We start from the raw sequence: 18122 nt of genomic DNA on the forward strand, positions 1-18122 counted from the left end.
TAAATCGCGCCCTACATTCTGGATCAGAGTTTGCTCAGTAGCCGTTGTAATAACGGTCCGATTTGCTCAAACATCTTCGGTGAAATGATATCGACGTGGGCGCAATCCATCGGCCACACCTCCAGCTCGCCAACATAAGGTGCCCAGGCGCGGTGTGCATCCTGTCCCGGCTGTTGCGTCTGTTCTGCGAGGAACAAGGTTGCGCGGCCACTGAAGCTGGCGCTGCGTGCCGTTGCCAACAGACGTACTGAACTGGCGTAGTTGGCTTCGATAGTGTCAAACATCGCCTGCATCTCTTCACCCGCCTGATGCCGTTGCGCCGCAATAAACTGCTCGCGCTCGCGGTTCACTTCGTCCAGCACTGCCGGGTCCAGCACGTTTTCGCCGCGTTTTTCATCCCAGTTCTGCGTCTCTGGCGGCCAGGTATCAAGCAGGCCGAGGAACGCCACCTCTTCACCGGCAGCCGCCAGCCGTGCCGCAATCCCCTGAGCCAGCGTGCCGCCAAGTGAATAGCCGAGGAAATAATAAGGGCCGTGCGGCTGTACCTCGCGCAGGGTGCGCAGATGGGCGTCGCACACCTCGTCCAGATGCGTGCTTTGATTCAACGGGCTGGCGGTGTCCGGCGACTGAATGCCGATCAACGACCAGCGCGCATCAAGGTAGCGTTGCAGAATGCTGAATTGCCACGCAAAGCCAGAGGCCGGATGGAAACAGAACAAATTTGGCCCACTGCCCTGGCGCAGCGGCAGCACGGCCTCAAAACCAGCCTGCTGGTGGGATTGCGCATCACTTAACAATGCAGCCAGCTTCTCGACGGTGGAGGCAACCATGATCTGTCCGACGGTCACTGGCTGCCGGAGTTCACGGCGCAACTGGGCAGCAAGGCGCATCGCCAGCAGTGAATGACCACCCAGGGCAAAGAAATCATCCTGGGCGCTGATGCTGTCGCGTGACAGCAACTGACAAAACGCCGCAGCCAGTTGGCTTTCCAGGCCGGGATGCGGTTCACGCCCGGCATTGGCGCTGCTCGCCTGCGGCAGCGGCAGGGCTTTGCGATCCAGTTTGCCGTTGCTGCTGAGCGGGAAAGCCTCCAGTTGGACAATCGCCACTGGCACCATATGGGCGGGCAGTTGCTGGGCCAGTGCGTTACGCAGGGCCTCACCGTCTACAGCATGATCGGCAATGACATAACCCACCAGTTGGCGGGCATCGCCTTGTGCCGTGGCCCCCCCCAGCACCACGGCGTGCGTCACCGCTTGCTCAATGCCAGGCTGAGCGCACAACACATGATCGATTTCGTTGAGTTCGATGCGCTGACCACGAATTTTTAACTGGTCGTCACTGCGGCCAAGATATTCCACCGCGCCGTTGTCGAGCCAACGCGCCACGTCGCCAGTGCGATACATACGTTCACCCTTGCCGGCCGGATCGGCGACGAAGCGGCTGGCGGTGAGATCGGGACGCCCCAGATAACCGTGTGCCAGTTGAATGCCGGTCAGATAGAGATCGCCCGCCACACCCGGCGGCACCGGTTGCAGGCGCGCATCAAGGATACGCAGGCCGGTGTTCCAGACTGGATAGCCAATCGGCACGCTCGCACCTTCAACCGCCGCCAGTGACTCGCCGAACGCTGGATACCAGCTCACATCCACCGCCGCTTCAGTCGGACCGTATAAATTGTGCAGCGGCACCTGAGTCAACTGCTCCCACTCGCGGGATAAATCGGTTGGCAGTGCTTCGCCGCTACAGAACACGCGGCGCAGGCTGGCACAACTGTTAATCGCGGCATCGTCCTGCAATGCGGCGACAAACGCCGCCAGCATCGAAGGCACAAAGTGGGTGGTGGTGACCTGATGTTGCGCGAACAACTGTTGCAGGGCTTCCGGGTCGCGATGGGCTTCCGGTGGGGCCATCACCAGTTGGGCACCGACCAGCAACGGCCAGAAGAATTCCCACACCGAAACGTCAAAGCTGCTCGGGGTTTTCTGCAACACCACATCGTTAGCCTGCAACGGATAGTGATTTTGCATCCATAGCAGACGGTTAACGATCGCCTCATGACCGACCAGCACCCCTTTGGGACGCCCGGTAGAACCCGAGGTATAGATGATGTAGGCACCGTCCTGCGGTTGCGGCGCGCTGAGCGGGGCTGGCGCATCCGTGTGATTAAACAGCGCATCGAAATGTAGCTGGCTGACGTCGGAGATGGCGGCAAAACGTGGTGCGAGTGACGCTGAGGTGATTAACGTTTGTGGTGTGGCATCTTCCAGCATCAGTTGCAGGCGATCATCAGGGTAGCCGGTATCAAGCGGCAGATAAGCCGCACCGAGCGTAACGATCGCCTGGAGTGCCAGCGACAACTGCACCGAACGCGGCAGCGCGACGGCAACAATATCGCCCCGTGCGACACCGGCGGCGCTTAGCTGTTGTGCCAGCGCAAATACCTGCTGCTGCATCTGACAGTAGCTGAGTTGATGCTGTGCATCGGCCAGCGCTGGCGCATCCGGGGTGCGGGTTACCTGCTGAGCCAACAGCGATGCCAGAGTCTCGGCAGGCACCGGGTGAGGGGTATGGTTAATATCCGCCAGCCAGTGATGTTCTGCTGCGGTCAACAGATCCAACTCGCCGCACGGGCGCTGCGGTTCCGCGGCCAACTGGGTCAGCAGCAGCGCAAAACGGCTGGTGTGGCGTTGCAGCGTCGCCAGATTGTAGCGTTCCGCATTCGCCAACAACTCCAGCGTCAGCTCACCCTGTTCACTGATATAGATGGCGATTTCCAGATCGCGTACCGGACCAGAAGCCAGTTGATGGGTGATGCCCTCCACACCGGCGAAATCCAGCTGATAATCAAACATCTTCAGGTTGATCACCGGACCGTAGATCGGATCGCCATCGCCAAGGCGTCCCAGATCGCGTTGCACCTGTTCAGCGTCATAGCGCTGGTGGCGGCGCATTTTCTTCACTTCACCCGCCAGTTGCGTTGCCAGTGCGGCCAGTGGCTGTGACGGGTCGTAATGGATCGCCATCGGTAACACGTTAATCACCGGCCCGGTGGCGCATAGCGCGGCCGAACCGATACGCCGCATAAAAATGAAACCTGCGGAAAAATCGTTTTGCCCGCTGAGGCGCGCCAACCATAAGCCAACCAGCGCGAAGGCGAGATCGGCGGCGCTGTGCTGCGGATGTTGGCTGACCAGCGTCTGGAAGGTGGCGTGATCCATCGTCAGGCTATGGCGCAGCAGTTGGGTGCTGGCGCTTTGTCCGGCCAGCGGTTGCGCCGCCAGTGAGGCAGGGGCGGGCAGGGACGCCCCTTTTTCACGCCAGAACTGGCGATCACGTTCAAAGGAGGAGGATTGCTGATAACGCTGATACTCCTCCACCACTTCGCTAAAGGGGATAAACGGCGTGGGTTCTGGCTCCTGCTGGCGCGCCCAGGCGCTGTACAGGTTGGCGATGCGCCGCGTCAGGGCGGTAAAACTGAAGCCATCCACCACCAGGTGGTGATAACGCTGATACCAGAACCAATGCTGCTCGCCGAGGCGATACAGGCAATGATGATATAAGGGGGAACCGCTCAGCACGCGCAGATCGCCATTCATATCGTCACGCATCAGCGCGCGGGCTTTGTCTGCGGGATTCTCGTCTGAGCGCAGGTCAACCACTTGCGGTGCGGTGAAATGCTGGATCTGCGGCCATTGCAGCGCTTCGCCGTCTACCTCGCCAAACGCCATATTCAGCGTATCGGCCTCCTGCATCCCTTTGATGATCGCTTTGCTCAGCAACTCACTGTCAATATCGCCCTGCAATTCAATAAAGTGCGCGACCGCAAAGGCGTTGTGATGGGGCGACAGCTGATCGGCAATCCAGATGCCGGGCTGTGCTGCCACCAGCGGCAGGGTTTGTTGTTCGGTATGGGGTCGATTCATCAGGGATTCAGACATTGTCGCTCCGGTTGGTGTCCTGCGTCACTGGGCGGATATTCCCCCAGTTCTGTTCCAGCCAGTTGAGGCAAACAGGCTGTGGCTGCGGGCCATACACGGTGAGCCAGCCAGCGGGGAGGGCGCTGAACGCGGGCCATAAACTGTATTGTTGCTGCTGATTGCGCAGCACCAGACAATCCTGCTGCGGATCGTCGAAGGGATTGCGATGTTCCATGTCGGCTCCTGAGTCCGGGCGAGATGAATTTATATCGGGGTGCGCCACAGCGCCTGTAAACCATCGAGCAGGCCACCACGCCAGCACAGCGCGTCATGTCCCCCTTCTACTGGCTGGTAGTGCACCTGATAGCCGGAGGCCTGCAACTTCTGTTGTAGTTGCTGATTTGCCTGCAAAATCAGTCCTTCACGTTTACCCGCTTCCAGCCAGAAACGCAGCGGCTGGCGCGGTGCCAGACCTTGATCCAGTTGCTGCAATAGCCAGCCATGCGGATTACCACGTTCCGGCCACCAGAAGGAACCCGACAAACTGATGGCGTTGCCAAATTGCTGCGGCCAATGCAGCGCCGCAAACACTGATGCCAGACCGCCGAAGCTCTGCCCGGCGACCACGGTTCTGGTGGCCTGCGGTTGGTACGGTGCCCACTGCGCGACCTGGGGAAGTAATTCTTCCTGCAAGGCTTGCCAGAATTGCGGGTTACACGGCAACTCACGGCTGCGGTGCTCACGATCAATGATGTCGATAAACAGATAGACGGCAGCAGGCAGTGCGCCTTCATCGGTAAGTTGTTGCAGCGGTCCGGCAATCGGCATGCTGTTGGCCCAGAACTGACCGTCGAGCAAAATTGCCAGTGGCCGTGACGCGGGTTGGGCCTCGCCGGTGCAATAGATCCACACCCGTCGACTGTTGCCGAGTAAGTGGCTGTCCCAGCGATATTCTTGCAAAGGGATTGTAGGGGCGTGGCCTTCATCTATCGCACGCCATAGCTGCTGATTGGGTGCCAGCGGCAGATGCAATGGGGATACCCCCATGCCGCGTCCACCAGACCAGCCTCGCAGGGCATTGAGCGGATCCGCCTGGGCGGTCGGGAATTTGTCGCGCCACCAGTTGCGCAGCGTGTACATATCGACATCGCCGGAAAAATCCGTCGCCTGCTCATCCGGCATCAGGCAGTAGCTGCCACGCCAGTTGGCTGGCAGGGTGGTTTGCCAGTACCAGACATCGGTATTGGCTACTCGCATCAGGGATTGTGGGGCGCGGCGCTGGTGGTGATCGGTCACACCGGTGATGTTAATCCATACCCGCTGGATAGGTGACTGCGTCTCGTTGCCATGCGGGTCGCGCCAGAGGAAAGTGACCTGGCACTCGCCGTTCACTTCGCCTTCCACACGCGGGATACCTTTACGTTGTTGCTCCTGCCACCAGGCTTCACTGCCGGTTAGATCATTTAGCCAGGTCATAGGTGCTGCCAGTCGCCATTTACTCAAGGATTCTTTCACAAAGGTTATAAATAATACTATTGATAATTATTTGCATTTGCAATAGGGTGTTTCCGCTCATAAATGAGCACGCTCGTTCCGCCTGTCAACTTTCCCATTAAGGAAAGGATGCGCAACGGATAGCACTGCCAGGCTTGGAACGGGGTTTTGATAAGGACTGTGACCTTCTCACCGGCTCGCCAGCCACCTTTGCTGGCAATCCAGGAACGAAAAAATGACAAAATATTCGCGTTTATCATTAGCCATTCTGATTGAATTGGGCCTACTTTCCAGCAGCGCCTGGGCAGCAGATACCTCCAGTAATACGACTACCAGCACAGACGCCAGTTCACACGATGGCGGCACCATGATGGTGACCGCCGAGCAACAGACGCTACAGGCTCCCGGTGTTTCTACTATCACCGCTGATGAAATCAAAAAGCATCCGCCAGCCCGTGACGTCTCAGAAATCATTCGTACCATGCCGGGTGTTAACCTGACCGGTAACTCCACCAGCGGCCAGCGTGGCAACAATCGCCAGATCGATATTCGTGGCATGGGGCCAGAAAACACCCTGATTATGGTTGATGGTATACCGATCACCAGCCGTAACTCGGTGCGACTCGGCTGGCGTGGCGAGCGTGATACCCGCGGCGATACCAACTGGGTGCCACCCGAGTTGATCGACCATATCGACGTGATCCGTGGACCGGCAGCGGTGCGCTACGGTAACGGCGCGGCGGGCGGTGTGGTGAACATCATCACCAAAAAATACACCGATCAGCAGTGGCACGGTTCCTGGAATACCTATTTCAACGTACCGCAGCATAAAGATGAAGGCGCAACCAAACGCACCAACTTCAGTCTGCAAGGGCCGCTGAGCGATGATTTCAACTTCCGTTTATATGGCGGTTTAGCTAAAACGCAGGCTGATGCTTACGATATCAACGAAGGCCATGCGGCAGATCGTACCGGGACTTACGCGGGCAGCTATCCGGCGGGACGCGAAGGTTCAGTCAATAAAGATATCAATGCCTTATTAAGCTGGGCGTTTGCGCCGATGCAGACCCTGGAACTTCAGGCGGGTTATAGCCGTCAGGGCAACCTGTATGCCGGTGATACCCAGAACACCAACACCAGCACGCTGGTGAAAAGCAAGTACGGTGACGAAACTAACCGCCTGTATCGTCAGAACGTCTCGCTGAAGTGGACCGGTGCCTGGGATAATGGTGTCAGCACCAATACCTGGGGACGCTACGAGAAAACCCGTAATACCCGTATTAATGAAGGCCTGGCAGGCGGCACCGAGGGGATCTTCTCCAACAGTGGTTTTAACACCATTCAGTTGGATGACATCATGCTGCACAGTGAAATCAGCATCCCGTTTGAATGGTTGATCAACCAGACGGCGACCCTGGGCACTGAATGGAACCAGCAGCGTATGAAGGATCCGTCTTCAACCACGCAGGCGGCCAACTACGGTAGCGTGCCGGGTATCTCCAATACCGGGCGCAGTCCTTACTCACAGGCTGAAATCTTCTCGTTGTTTGCTGAAGACAATATGGAAGTCACCGACAGCACCATGCTGACCCCAAGCCTGCGCTTCGACCATCATTCGATTGTTGGCAACAACTGGAGCCCATCACTGAACCTGTCGCAAGGTCTGGGTGATGATTTCACGTTGAAGATGGGGATTGGCCGTGCTTATAAGGCACCAAGCCTGTATCAGACCAACCCGAACTATCTGTTGTACAGCAACGGCCAGGGTTGTGCTGACGCCTCCAGCGCCTGTTATCTGCAAGGTAACAAAGACCTGAAAGCGGAAAACAGCATCAACAAAGAGATTGGTCTGGAGTGGAAACACGAGGGCTATCAGGCCGGTTTGACCTGGTTCCGTAACGATTATCGCAACAAAATTGAAGCGGGTATGGTGTCAACCGGTACCGCTTCCAACGGCACCACTAACATCTACAAATGGGAAAACGTGCCAAAAGCGGTGGTTGAAGGGCTGGAAGGAACGGTTAACATTCCTTTCTCCGATACGGTGACCTGGAATAACAACTTCACCTACATGTTGCAGAGTAAGAACAAAACTACGGGCGACCGTTTGTCGATTATTCCGCAATATACCCTGAACTCGACACTGAGTTGGCAGGCAATGGAAGATCTGTCACTGCAAACCACCTTTACCTGGTATGGTAAGCAGGTGCCGAAGAAGTATGACTATCATGGCGATCCGGTTACCGGCAGCGCCACCGATCAGGTTAGCCCTTACTCCATCCTCGGCATGAGCGGTACTTATGATGTGAACAAGTACGTCAGCGTGACAGTAGGTATCGACAACCTGTTCGACAAGCGCCACTGGCGTCAGGGTAATGCCCAGACTACCGGTAACTCAACTACCGGCGCTTACCTGTACGGTGCGGGTGCCAATACCTACAACGATTCAGGCCGCACTTACTACATGAGCCTCAACACCCAGTTCTAATTCAGCAACTGAGGCAAATGGCAGCGGGCAATCAGTCCGCTGCCATCTTTACGGTTCAGTAACTCCAGACGACCACGATGCATCTGCACGATGCGCAGCACGATATTCAAGCCCAGCCCACTGCCGCCATAACGTTGATCGCGCCGCCGAAAGGCTTTGGTTAACTCCTCTGCCGCGCTGGCTTCGATGCCTGGCCCTTGATCCCAGACTTCAACAATCACTTGTTGTTGTTCCTGACGTAACACCACCTTCACTTCACTCCCTTCCGGGCTGTACCGCGAGGCGTTTTCCAGTAGATTGCGCAGCATCAGGCGCAGCAATACCGCTTCGCCCTGCTGCGGTACGTCGGCACCCTGCGGCCAGTGCAGCTGCTGCTGGCGTTGCTGATAAAGTTCGGCCATCTCGGGCTGGAGCGGTTGCATGATGTCTTGCTGCCAGTGCAGCTGTTGATAATGGCCACTGGCCAATGCCTGACCGGCGCGTGACAGCATCAACAACTGTTCGACGGTGTGCATCAGTTGGTCAATACGTGCCACCAACATTTCGCTCTGCGGTACATTCTGTTGTTGCAGTAATTCCAGATGCAGACGTAACCCCGCTAACGGTGTACGCAACTCGTGGGCGGCATCAGCGGTGAATAAGCGCTCCTGCTGAATGGTATGGTCAAGGCGTGACAACAGCTGATTAATGGAGGTGGTCACCGCCACGATCTCTTCCATCTCAGAGTAGATCGGCAAGGGGGACAGGTTATCGGCAGAGCGATGTGCCAGGCTGTTTTGCAGTGACTTCAGTGGGCGGATAATCCAGTTGATTGCCCAGAAGGAGAACAGCAGCGTCAGGCACACCATCACCAGCGAAGGCAGCAGTAACGAGGCTATCGCTTCACGGATTTCATTTTCAACGTGTTCATTGCGCGCTTTGGCGGAGAGGGTTTCACTCACCAGAAAGCCAATCTGCTCCCGGCTTTCGTGCCACAGCCACACGGCGCTCATGATCTGGCAGGTGAGCAGAATCAGCGCCAGCATAATCAGTAACCGCTGACGCATGCTGTTCATTCGCGCACTTCCAGCCGGTAACCCACACCACGGACGGTTTTGATGCGGTCTTTGCCGAGTTTGCGGCGCAGATTATGGATATGGACTTCCAGGGTGTTGGAGCCGGGATCATCATTCCAGCTGTAGAGATCCTGCTGCAAGGTTTCACGGTGCACGTTCTGCCCGACCCGCATCAGCAGGCGCGTCAGCAGCGCGAACTCTTTGGGGGTGATCTCCAGCGGCAGGTTTTCCAGCAACACCTGTTGAGAGCTGAGGTTGAGGGTCAAATCGCCCTGCTGAAGCAGGTTGTCGCTGTGCCCCTGATAGCGGCGAATCAATGCGCGTGCCCGGGCCTGTAACTCGACCAGCGCAAAAGGTTTTACCAGATAGTCATCGGCACCGGCATCCAGCCCGTCTACGCGATCTTCCAGCGCATCGCGAGCGGTGAGAATCAATACTGGCACGTTGATGCCGTCACGTCGCCACTGGCGCAACAAGGTTGCGCCGTCACGATCGGGCAGACCGAGATCCAACACGATCAGGCTGTACTGGCCGCTGCGCAGCAAGGCATTGCTCTCTGCGGCGTTGGCGGCACAGTCCACGGCGTAACCCTGAGCGCTCAATGCCTGGGCCAGGCCCGATTGCAGCAGCGCATCATCCTCAACGATTAACAGTTTCATCAGTTGTTCTGGTAAATATCCTTGTAGAGGCGGCTCTCAAAACGTACCAGTGGGATACGTCGCGTCTTCTGATCTTCCGGTGGCACAGCATAACCTGAAAGGTATTGCACAAAGGCGACACGCGCGCCGCTGGCTGTGGTGATAAATCCTGCCAGATTATAGACACCCTGAAGTGAACCGGTTTTGGCCGAGACTTTGCCATCCACACCCGCTTCATGCAGGCCACCACGATATTGTAGCGTGCCGTCATAACCCGCAAGCGGTAGCATCGAGATATAATTCAGCGTCGAATCATTTTTGGCAATGTATTGCAGCACCTGCATCATGGTATCCGGTGCGATCAAATCATGGCGTGACAGGCCGGAACCGTCTACCTGAATGCTGTTACCGAGATCAATACCGGCTTTTTCGCGCAGGATACGCCGCACCGCGTCAGAACCGGCGCGGAAGGTGCCAGGCACGTTAAAGTAATGATGGCCGATGGTACGGAATACGGTGTCGGCGATCATGTTGTCCGATTTCTTCAGCATGGTGTGCAGCAGATTATGCAGCGGCGCAGATTGTGTTGAGGCCAGCACCGTGCCCGGCGATGTAACCTGTGTCTGGCGTACCAGATGACCGCTGTAATCAATGTCTGCGGCGCGCAGTTCATCGCGCAGAATCTCTCCGGCCCAGGCGGCACCATCCTGAACGGCAAACGCCAGCGGGAGCGGTTCGGCACGTTGACGCATGCAGCCGGTCAGGGTGTAACGATTCAGTTCACCTGGCACCACATCCAGCTCACAATATTGTCCTTCACCGCTGTTGCGGCCCAGGGTGCGTACCTGGCTGAACATGTGAGCCGGATAATAAGAGGCGATACGCACAAAGGCATTTTCGCCCGGCGTGTTGGCGCTGTAGAGTGAAACGGAGAAACAGTTCTTATCAACAATAGCCGCGCCCGGCGGGGCGCTGAAGCATTGGGTCAGGTCGTTCCACGGCCAACCCGGTGCCATATCATGGCTGGCGAAGACCGAGGTATCGATCACCAGGTTGCCTTTAATATGAGTGATACCCTGCTTTTTCAGTGCAGCAACCATGTTGCGCAGATCCTGACGGCTGAGCGTCGGATCACCGGCAAAGCGCGCCACCAAATCGCCATTCAACGTACCATCGCTAACGGCGCCTTTGGTTTCCAGCGTGGTCTGAAAACGGAAGTCGGGTCCGAGTTCCAGCAACGCCGCCAGCGCGGTGACCACTTTCATGGTACTGGCGGGCAGCGCCATCTGTTTGCCATGAAAGTCGATTATCGGGGTTGATGCGCCCACTTTTTGTACCATCAGCGCCAGGTTTGCGCCGTCTGGCAAATACTGCATGTATTCTTCAACGGGGGCTGCTTGTGCCTGCAGCATAAACGCACAGGTTAGTCCGGTAACAAGTCGTGAAAATCGCATAATCTCGCGGTAACTGACGGGTGAAGGCGACAATACTACGTCCCCGGACGGTGCAAAGTAAACGATGACCCACAGGGAACTCTGGGGTAAAATACGTATCAAAATGCAAAACCGATCCTGACCCGGAACGCTTTCCGGGTCAGGATTCTTTTGCTTGTGAAATGAGGTAACGCGCCGCAGAAGCTGTTTTCTGCTGTCACCTGTCAGGATGACGCCGTTAACCAGGAAAGATGACGAGGAGCTAAAATGAATCAGATTCCGATGACGTTGAAAGGCGCTGAGAAGCTGCGCGAAGAGCTGAACGAACTGAAAACCGTTAAGCGCCCGCGCATCATCGCCTCAATTGCCGAAGCCCGTGAGCACGGCGATTTGAAAGAGAATGCCGAATATCATGCCGCCCGCGAAGAACAGGGTTTCTGCGAGGGTCGTATTCAGGAGATCGAAGCTAAGCTCTCCAATGCGCAAGTGATTGATGTGACTCAGATGCCGAAAACTGGCCGCGTCATTTTTGGTGCGACCGTGCAGGTGCTGAACCTTGATACCGACGAAGAATCCACCTACCGCATCGTGGGGGATGATGAAGCCGATTTTAAACAAAATCTGATTTCGGTGAACTCGCCAATGGCGCGTGGTCTGGTCGGAAAAGAGGCGGATGACGTCGCCATCATCAAAACCCCGGGTGGCGATGTGGAATATGAGATCCTGAAGGTGGAATACCTTTAAGATATTGCTACGCTTTGAAATGCATTGCTGCATATTGTAAAGAAAGGAAAAAGGCCGCATAGCGGCCTTTTATCCCATGCAGGAGCATGGCACTTTCTTTGCCCGCCTTATGAGCGAGGCAGAGAAATTTTGCTCTCTTTTGCAGGGCGATACAGCACCAGCGTTTTGCCGATGACCTGTACGTTGCAAGCTTTCGTTTCGCGAATGATTGCGTCAACGATCAACAGTTTGGTTTCACGATCTTCCGAGGCAATTTTTACCTTGATTAATTCGTGATGTTCCAGCGCCTGTTCGATCTCGGCGAGCACGCCTTCAGTCAGGCCATTTCCGCCCAGCATAACAACGGGTTTCAATGGATGGGCAAGACCTTTCAGGTGCTGTTTTTGTTTGGTACTCAGATTCATCGTATTTTTTTGCTTACTTAGGGATTGAAAACGGTTCATTCTACCGCCATCTCGGGTATATCGCCAAATCAACGCAACCGATGCGTGCTGATTTATCGCTACGATGACGATTTAACTGGAAAAATTATGACGGGTAAAAAGCGTTCGGCCAGTTCCAGTCGCTGGCTTCAGGAACACTTTAGCGATAAATATGTGCAACAGGCACAGAAAAAAGGGTTGCGTTCGCGCGCCTGGTTTAAACTTGAGGAAATACAGCAGGGTGACAAGCTTTTCAAACCCGGTATGACAGTGGTAGATCTGGGAGCTGCACCCGGTGGCTGGTCGCAATATGTGGTACAACTGATTGGCTCTTCTGGCCGTATTATTGCGTGTGACCTGCTGCCCATGGACCCGATTGTTGGGGTCGATTTTCTGCAAGGCGATTTTCGTGACGAAGCCGTGCTGAAGACGCTTCTGGAACGTGTTGGTGACGAAAAAGTGCAGGTTGTCATGTCGGACATGGCTCCGAACATGAGTGGTACACCGGCGGTTGATATTCCACGTTCCATGTATTTGGTAGAGTTAGCGTTGGAAATGTGTCGGGATATCCTGGCACCAGGCGGCAGTTTTGTAGTGAAAGTGTTTCAGGGAGATGGCTTCGATGAATACCTGCGGGAAATTCGCTCCCTGTTTACGAAAGTGAAAATTCGTAAGCCGGATGCTTCGCGTTCACGTTCGCGCGAAGTGTACATTGTGGCGACAGGGCGCAAACTATAACCTGATTGACAGGAATCAAAGCAAGGCGACCAATGCGTTTACACCGATGAGTATTCTGACTTTCAGGGTAAACAAGCAAAATCATCAGCGCCGCGATTCCAGGTATGAAGGATATATAGTACCCTACGCTGTCTGTTAACACCGTTGTAATATGAGGTTAATCCCTTGAGTGACATGGCGAAAAACCTGATTCTCTGGCTAGTCATCGCGGTTGTGCTGATGTCAGTATTCCAGAGCTTTGGGCCCAGCGAGTCGAATGGCCGTAGGGTTGATTATTCAACCTTCCTGTCGGAAGTGAACCAGGATCAGGTCCGCGAGGCACGTATTAACGGGCGTGAGATTAACGTTACCAAAAAAGACAGTAATAAATACACGACCTATATTCCTGTCAACGATCCCAAGTTACTCGATAACCTGTTGACCAAAAACGTCAAAGTAGTTGGCGAACCGCCGGAAGAGCCGAGCCTGCTGGCTTCGATCTTCATCTCCTGGTTCCCGATGCTGCTGCTGATTGGCGTGTGGATCTTCTTTATGCGTCAGATGCAAGGTGGCGGCGGGAAGGGCGCGATGTCCTTCGGCAAGAGCAAGGCCCGCATGCTGACCGAAGATCAGATCAAAACCACTTTTGCGGATGTGGCCGGTTGTGATGAGGCCAAAGAGGAAGTGGGTGAGCTGGTCGAATATCTGCGTGAACCGAGTCGCTTCCAGAAACTGGGCGGTAAAATCCCGAAAGGCGTACTGATGGTTGGTCCGCCGGGTACGGGTAAAACGCTGCTGGCGAAAGCGATTGCCGGTGAAGCTAAAGTGCCTTTCTTTACCATTTCCGGTTCTGACTTCGTTGAAATGTTCGTGGGTGTCGGGGCATCTCGTGTGCGTGACATGTTCGAGCAGGCGAAAAAAGCCGCACCTTGCATCATCTTTATCGATGAGATCGATGCAGTGGGTCGCCAGCGTGGCGCAGGTTTAGGCGGTGGTCACGATGAACGTGAACAAACGCTGAACCAGATGCTGGTTGAAATGGACGGCTTTGAAGGCAACGAAGGTATTATCGTTATCGCGGCTACTAACCGTCCTGACGTGCTGGACCCGGCGCTGCTGCGTCCTGGCCGTTTCGACCGTCAGGTGGTGGTCGGTCTGCCAGACGTGCGTGGCCGTGAGCAGATTCTGAAAGTGCATATGCGTCGCGTGCCGCTGGCAACCGATATTGATGCTGCCATCATCGCGCGTGGTACGCCGGGCTTCTCCGGTGCTGACCTGGCGAACCTGGTCAACGAAGCTGCATTGTTTGCTGCCCGCTCCAATAAGCGCGTGGTATCGATGGTTGAATTCGAGAAAGCGAAAGACAAAATCATGATGGGTGCGGAACGTCGCTCTATGGTGATGACGGAAGCGCAGAAAGAATCGACTGCCTATCACGAAGCGGGGCACGCGATTATTGGTCGCCTGGTGCCGGAACACGATCCGGTACATAAAGTGACGATTATTCCGCGCGGTCGTGCACTGGGTGTGACCTTCTTCCTGCCGGAAGGCGATGCGATCAGCGCCAGTCGTCAAAAACTGGAAAGCCAGATCTCTACGTTGTACGGCGGCCGTCTGGCTGAAGAGATTATCTACGGTGTGGAACACGTATCGACGGGTGCATCAAACGACATCAAAGTTGCCACTAATCTGGCGCGTAACATGGTGACCCAATGGGGCTTCTCAGAAAAACTCGGTCCACTGCTGTATGCAGAGGAAGAGGGAGAAGTGTTCCTCGGACGTTCTGTGGCGAAAGCCAAGCATATGTCTGATGAAACGGCGCGTATTATCGACCAGGAAGTTAAACACCTGATCGACAGCAACTACCAACGTGCACGCCGTATCCTGGGTGAAAACATGGATATTCTTCACGCGATGAAAGACGCGTTGATGAAGTATGAAACCATTGATGCACCGCAGATTGATGACCTGATGGCACGCCGTGAAGTGCGTCCACCTGCTGGCTGGGAAGATCCAGGCAGCAACTCTTCTGACAACAACGGTACGCCGAAGGCGCCACGTCCGGTTGATGAACCGCGTACGCCGAACCCAGGCAACACCATGTCAGAACAGCTCGACAAATAAGAGGCGCAAACCTCGACAAAAACCCCGGCCGGTCCGGGGTTTTTTACATCCCGTAGTTCCGTAATTCCTCAAGGAGGCTCTCGCCATGAAGTTGTACGCCCGTGATACCCATCTCGATCTCTCGTTTCCCCATGTGATGGGCATTTTGAATGTCACGCCGGACTCCTTCTCCGATGGCGGTAAGCACAATTCATTGGTGGATGCGCTGACGCACACCAATGAGATGGTCAATGCCGGGGCAACCATTATTGATGTTGGTGGTGAATCGACCCGTCCGGGAGCCGATGAGGTGAGCGTTGAGGAGGAACTGGAGCGGGTTATCCCGGTGGTGGAAGCCATCGCCCAGCGTTTTGAGGTATGGATTTCTGTCGATACTTCAAAGGCTGAAGTGATCCGTGAATCTGCGCGAGTGGGTGCTCACATCATTAATGACATTCGCTCATTATCTGAACCCGGTGCGTTGCAGGCTGCGGCTGATACCGGATTGCCGGTGTGCCTGATGCATATGCAAGGTGAGCCGCGCACCATGCAGCAAGCACCGCAGTATCAAAACATCGTCAGTGAAGTGGACGCTTACTTCACAGAACAGATTACGCGTTGTGTCGACGCCGGTATTAAAAAAGAGAATCTGCTACTCGACCCCGGCTTTGGTTTCGGTAAGAATCTCAGCCACAACTATGAGCTACTGGCTGAACTGAGCCATTTTCATCATTTCGGTTTGCCGTTATTGGTGGGGATGTCGCGTAAATCAATGATTGGTCAGTTGCTGAATGTCGGCCCGGCCCAGCGCCTGACCGGCAGCCTGACGTGTGCGGTCATTGCCGCCATGCAAGGCGCGCACATTATTCGCGTGCATGACGTGAAAGAAACTGTTGAAGCGATGCGTGTGGTTGAAGCGACACGCAGAGCAAAAGGATAAAAAGGCATGAGTGATCGTAAATATTTCGGTACGGATGGGATTCGCGGCAAAGTGGGTGAAGCGCCAATTACCCCGGATTTCGTTCTGAAGCTGGGTTGGGCGGCAGGAAAAGTGCTGGCCCGTCACGGTTCTAAGAAAGTGTTGATTGGCAAAGATACGCGTATTTCGGGCTACATGCTGGAATCGGCTCTGGAAGCCGGGCTGGCAGCGGCGGGTCTGTCTGCGGCGTTTACCGGTCCGATGCCGACGCCGGCGATTGCTTATCTGACACGCACTTTCCGCGCCGAAGCTGGCATTGTGATTTCTGCTTCACATAACCCCTTCGACGATAACGGCATCAAATTTTTCTCTGCTGAAGGCACCAAATTGCCAGATGAAGTGGAAGAAGCGATCGAACTGGAGATGGAAAAACCGATCACTTGTGTTGAGTCTGCTGAGCTGGGACGTGCCAGCCGCATTGTCGATGCTGCCGGGCGCTACATCGAGTTTTGCAAAGGCACCTTCCCCAGTGAACTGAGCTTGAATGGCTTAAAAATCGTGGTGGATTGCGCGAACGGGGCGACCTATCACATTGCGCCAAACGTGTTGCGTGAACTGGGGGCTACGGTGATTGCCATCGCGACTCAACCGGATGGTATGAACATCAATAAAAATTGCGGCGCAACCGATCTGAAGATGTTGCAGCAACGTGTGCTGGAAGAGAAGGCCGATATCGGCCTGGCTTACGATGGCGACGGCGATCGCATCATGATGGTTGACCATTTAGGCGCGAAGGTTGATGGTGACCAGATCCTCTACATCATTGCGCGAGAAGGTTTACGTCAGGGCCAACTGCGCGGTGGCGTAGTGGGGACGCTGATGAGCAACATGGGCCTTGAACTGGCGCTGAAGCAGCTTGGTATCCCGTTTGTGCGTGCCAAAGTTGGCGACCGCTACGTGCTGGAGAAAATGCAGGAGAAGGGCTGGCGTCTGGGGGCGGAGAACTCCGGCCATGTCATCCTGCTGGACAAAACCACCACTGGCGACGGCATCGTTGCAAGTTTGCAAGTACTTACTGCAATGGTGCAAAACCATATGAGCCTGCATGACCTGTGTAGCGGCATGAAGATGTTGCCCCAAGTGTTGGTCAATGTTCGCTTCAGCGGCAACAACGATCCTTTACAAAGTGATGCCGTCAAAGCGGCCAGCGCAGAAGTGGAAAAAACGCTGGCGGGTCGTGGTCGCGTGCTGTTACGTAAATCTGGCACTGAGCCACTGATTCGGGTGATGGTGGAAGGTGAAGATGAAGCGCAGGTGACCGCGCTGGCGCACAAAATTGCCGATGCGGTGAAGGCGGTTTAAGTGCCTTTCAGGCGGTAAGATTTTTCTCTTTCCGCCTGTAAAATCACCATGATGGCGCTTTTTTCCGCAATTGATGAGGTTCGTGAAAATTGCGCTTGCAGAGCAATGTGCCTTTGGTTAGTATTCACACCCGCTTCTGATGGGTGATGACGAGACTCCCCATCGATACTGGTTGAAGCTTTAACTGTGCGGTTTACGCGCAAGGAAACAGGTTGATTATGTACGAAGCTCTTTTAGTTGTTTTCCTTATTGTGGCACTGGGCCTTGTTGGTCTGATCATGCTGCAACAAGGTAAAGGCGCTGATATGGGAGCATCATTTGGTGCAGGCGCTTCTGCGACGCTGTTCGGTTCTACCGGGTCTGGTAACTTTATGACTCGCATGACCGCAGTGCTGGCGACGCTGTTCTTCATCATCAGCCTGATTCTGGGTAACCTGAACACGAATAAAACTTCCAAAGGAAGCGAGTGGGAAAATCTGACTGCGCCGGCTAAATCTGAACAGACTCAGCCAGCCAAACCGGCAACCCCGGGTAACGATATCCCGCAGTAAGATCGTCAGCTTGCAGTGCGACATATTATCGTCGCCGTCAGTGAAGTGCCGAGGTGGTGGAATTGGTAGACACGCTACCTTGAGGTGGTAGTGCCCGATTGGGCTTACGGGTTCAAGTCCCGTCCTCGGTACCAAATCTCAGTATGACTTGCAATTTTTGCATGTTCGGCGTAACATTCGCCACGTTTTCGGACGCGGGGTGGAGCAGCCTGGTAGCTCGTCGGGCTCATAACCCGAAGGTCGTCGGTTCAAATCCGGCCCCCGCAACCACTTTCC

Annotated in this window: 14 protein-coding genes and 2 tRNA genes; 9 read left to right on the forward strand and 7 right to left on the reverse strand. The window is 55.2% G+C overall.

Annotated features, from left to right (window positions below; translation table 11 throughout):
- Window positions 1–23: 23 nt before the first annotated feature.
- Genes AC6I8N_RS02705 through fes form a run of 3 tightly spaced genes read right to left on the reverse strand, consistent with a single transcriptional unit; the run spans window position 24 to window position 5396 of the window.
- Entirely contained in the window at window positions 24–3941 is a 3918-nt protein-coding gene (locus AC6I8N_RS02705) for an enterobactin synthase subunit F (RefSeq protein ID WP_497829978.1), read from the reverse strand.
- On the reverse strand, window positions 3934–4155 hold the full coding sequence (locus AC6I8N_RS02710; protein WP_497829979.1) for an MbtH family protein: 222 nt from the start codon (window positions 4153–4155) through the stop codon (window positions 3934–3936). Before AC6I8N_RS02710 ends, AC6I8N_RS02705 begins: the two co-directional genes overlap by 8 nt.
- A gap of 29 nt (window positions 4156–4184) precedes the next feature.
- Window positions 4185–5396 (reverse strand): enterochelin esterase, encoded by a 1212-nt coding sequence (gene fes, locus AC6I8N_RS02715; protein WP_497829980.1) that lies wholly within the window; start codon window positions 5394–5396, stop codon window positions 4185–4187.
- A gap of 253 nt (window positions 5397–5649) precedes the next feature.
- On the opposite strand from fes, the gene AC6I8N_RS02720 reads away from it, so the two are divergent.
- A complete protein-coding gene (locus tag AC6I8N_RS02720; RefSeq protein ID WP_497829981.1) occupies window positions 5650–7902 on the forward strand; it encodes a TonB-dependent siderophore receptor in 2253 nt (750 codons plus the stop codon).
- Here AC6I8N_RS02720 and pmrB read toward each other — a convergent pair.
- From pmrB to dacB, 3 genes are read right to left on the reverse strand one after another with little or no spacing between them, the layout of a single operon-like run.
- Window positions 7899–8957, reverse strand: coding sequence for a two-component system sensor histidine kinase PmrB (gene pmrB, locus AC6I8N_RS02725; RefSeq protein ID WP_497829982.1), 1059 nt, complete (start codon window positions 8955–8957; stop codon window positions 7899–7901). The two genes, AC6I8N_RS02720 and pmrB, sit on opposite strands and share 4 nt — an antisense overlap.
- Window positions 8954–9616, reverse strand: coding sequence for a two-component system response regulator PmrA (gene pmrA, locus AC6I8N_RS02730; protein WP_021185733.1), 663 nt, complete (start codon window positions 9614–9616; stop codon window positions 8954–8956). The genes pmrB and pmrA overlap by 4 nt, the downstream gene beginning before the upstream one ends.
- The gene (dacB, locus tag AC6I8N_RS02735; RefSeq protein ID WP_036627468.1) at window positions 9616–11049 is read right to left on the reverse strand and encodes a serine-type D-Ala-D-Ala carboxypeptidase; all 1434 of its coding nucleotides are present in this window, start codon (window positions 11047–11049) and stop codon (window positions 9616–9618) included. Before dacB ends, pmrA begins: the two co-directional genes overlap by 1 nt.
- A gap of 246 nt (window positions 11050–11295) precedes the next feature.
- Here dacB and greA point away from each other — a divergent pair, with 246 nt between their 5' ends.
- Window positions 11296–11772 carry a transcription elongation factor GreA gene (gene greA / locus AC6I8N_RS02740; RefSeq protein ID WP_013507692.1) on the forward strand — a complete coding sequence of 159 codons (477 nt, stop codon included), beginning with the start codon at window positions 11296–11298 and terminating at the stop codon, window positions 11770–11772.
- 107 nt (window positions 11773–11879) lie between these two features.
- On the opposite strand, the gene yhbY is transcribed toward greA, so the two are convergent.
- Window positions 11880–12176, reverse strand: a complete 297-nt coding sequence (gene yhbY / locus AC6I8N_RS02745; RefSeq protein WP_021185735.1) for a ribosome assembly RNA-binding protein YhbY — start codon at window positions 12174–12176, stop codon at window positions 11880–11882.
- A gap of 126 nt (window positions 12177–12302) precedes the next feature.
- Here yhbY and rlmE point away from each other — a divergent pair, with 126 nt between their 5' ends.
- From rlmE to AC6I8N_RS02780, 7 genes are all read left to right on the forward strand, one after another.
- Window positions 12303–12932: a 23S rRNA (uridine(2552)-2'-O)-methyltransferase RlmE gene (rlmE, locus tag AC6I8N_RS02750; RefSeq protein WP_013507694.1), complete on the forward strand. Its 630-nt coding sequence runs from the start codon at window positions 12303–12305 to the stop codon at window positions 12930–12932.
- 174 nt (window positions 12933–13106) lie between these two features.
- The gene (ftsH, locus tag AC6I8N_RS02755) at window positions 13107–15035 is read left to right on the forward strand and encodes an ATP-dependent zinc metalloprotease FtsH (RefSeq protein ID WP_036627470.1); all 1929 of its coding nucleotides are present in this window, start codon (window positions 13107–13109) and stop codon (window positions 15033–15035) included.
- Window positions 15036–15120: 85 nt separating this feature from the next.
- Window positions 15121–15954, forward strand: a complete 834-nt coding sequence (gene folP, locus AC6I8N_RS02760; protein WP_208724702.1) for a dihydropteroate synthase — start codon at window positions 15121–15123, stop codon at window positions 15952–15954.
- A gap of 6 nt (window positions 15955–15960) precedes the next feature.
- Window positions 15961–17295, forward strand: coding sequence for a phosphoglucosamine mutase (gene glmM, locus AC6I8N_RS02765; protein ID WP_021185738.1), 1335 nt, complete (start codon window positions 15961–15963; stop codon window positions 17293–17295).
- Between the two features lie 218 nt (window positions 17296–17513).
- Window positions 17514–17846 (forward strand): preprotein translocase subunit SecG, encoded by a 333-nt coding sequence (gene secG, locus AC6I8N_RS02770; protein ID WP_013507698.1) that lies wholly within the window; start codon window positions 17514–17516, stop codon window positions 17844–17846.
- A 47-nt stretch (window positions 17847–17893) separates the two neighbouring features.
- Window positions 17894–17980 (forward strand) — tRNA-Leu (locus AC6I8N_RS02775).
- A 59-nt stretch (window positions 17981–18039) separates the two neighbouring features.
- A tRNA-Met gene (locus tag AC6I8N_RS02780) sits at window positions 18040–18116 on the forward strand.
- The last annotated feature ends 6 nt before the right edge of the window (window positions 18117–18122 follow it).

The organism is Pantoea sp. X-Soil-TKNS-1279, assembly GCF_059730565.1.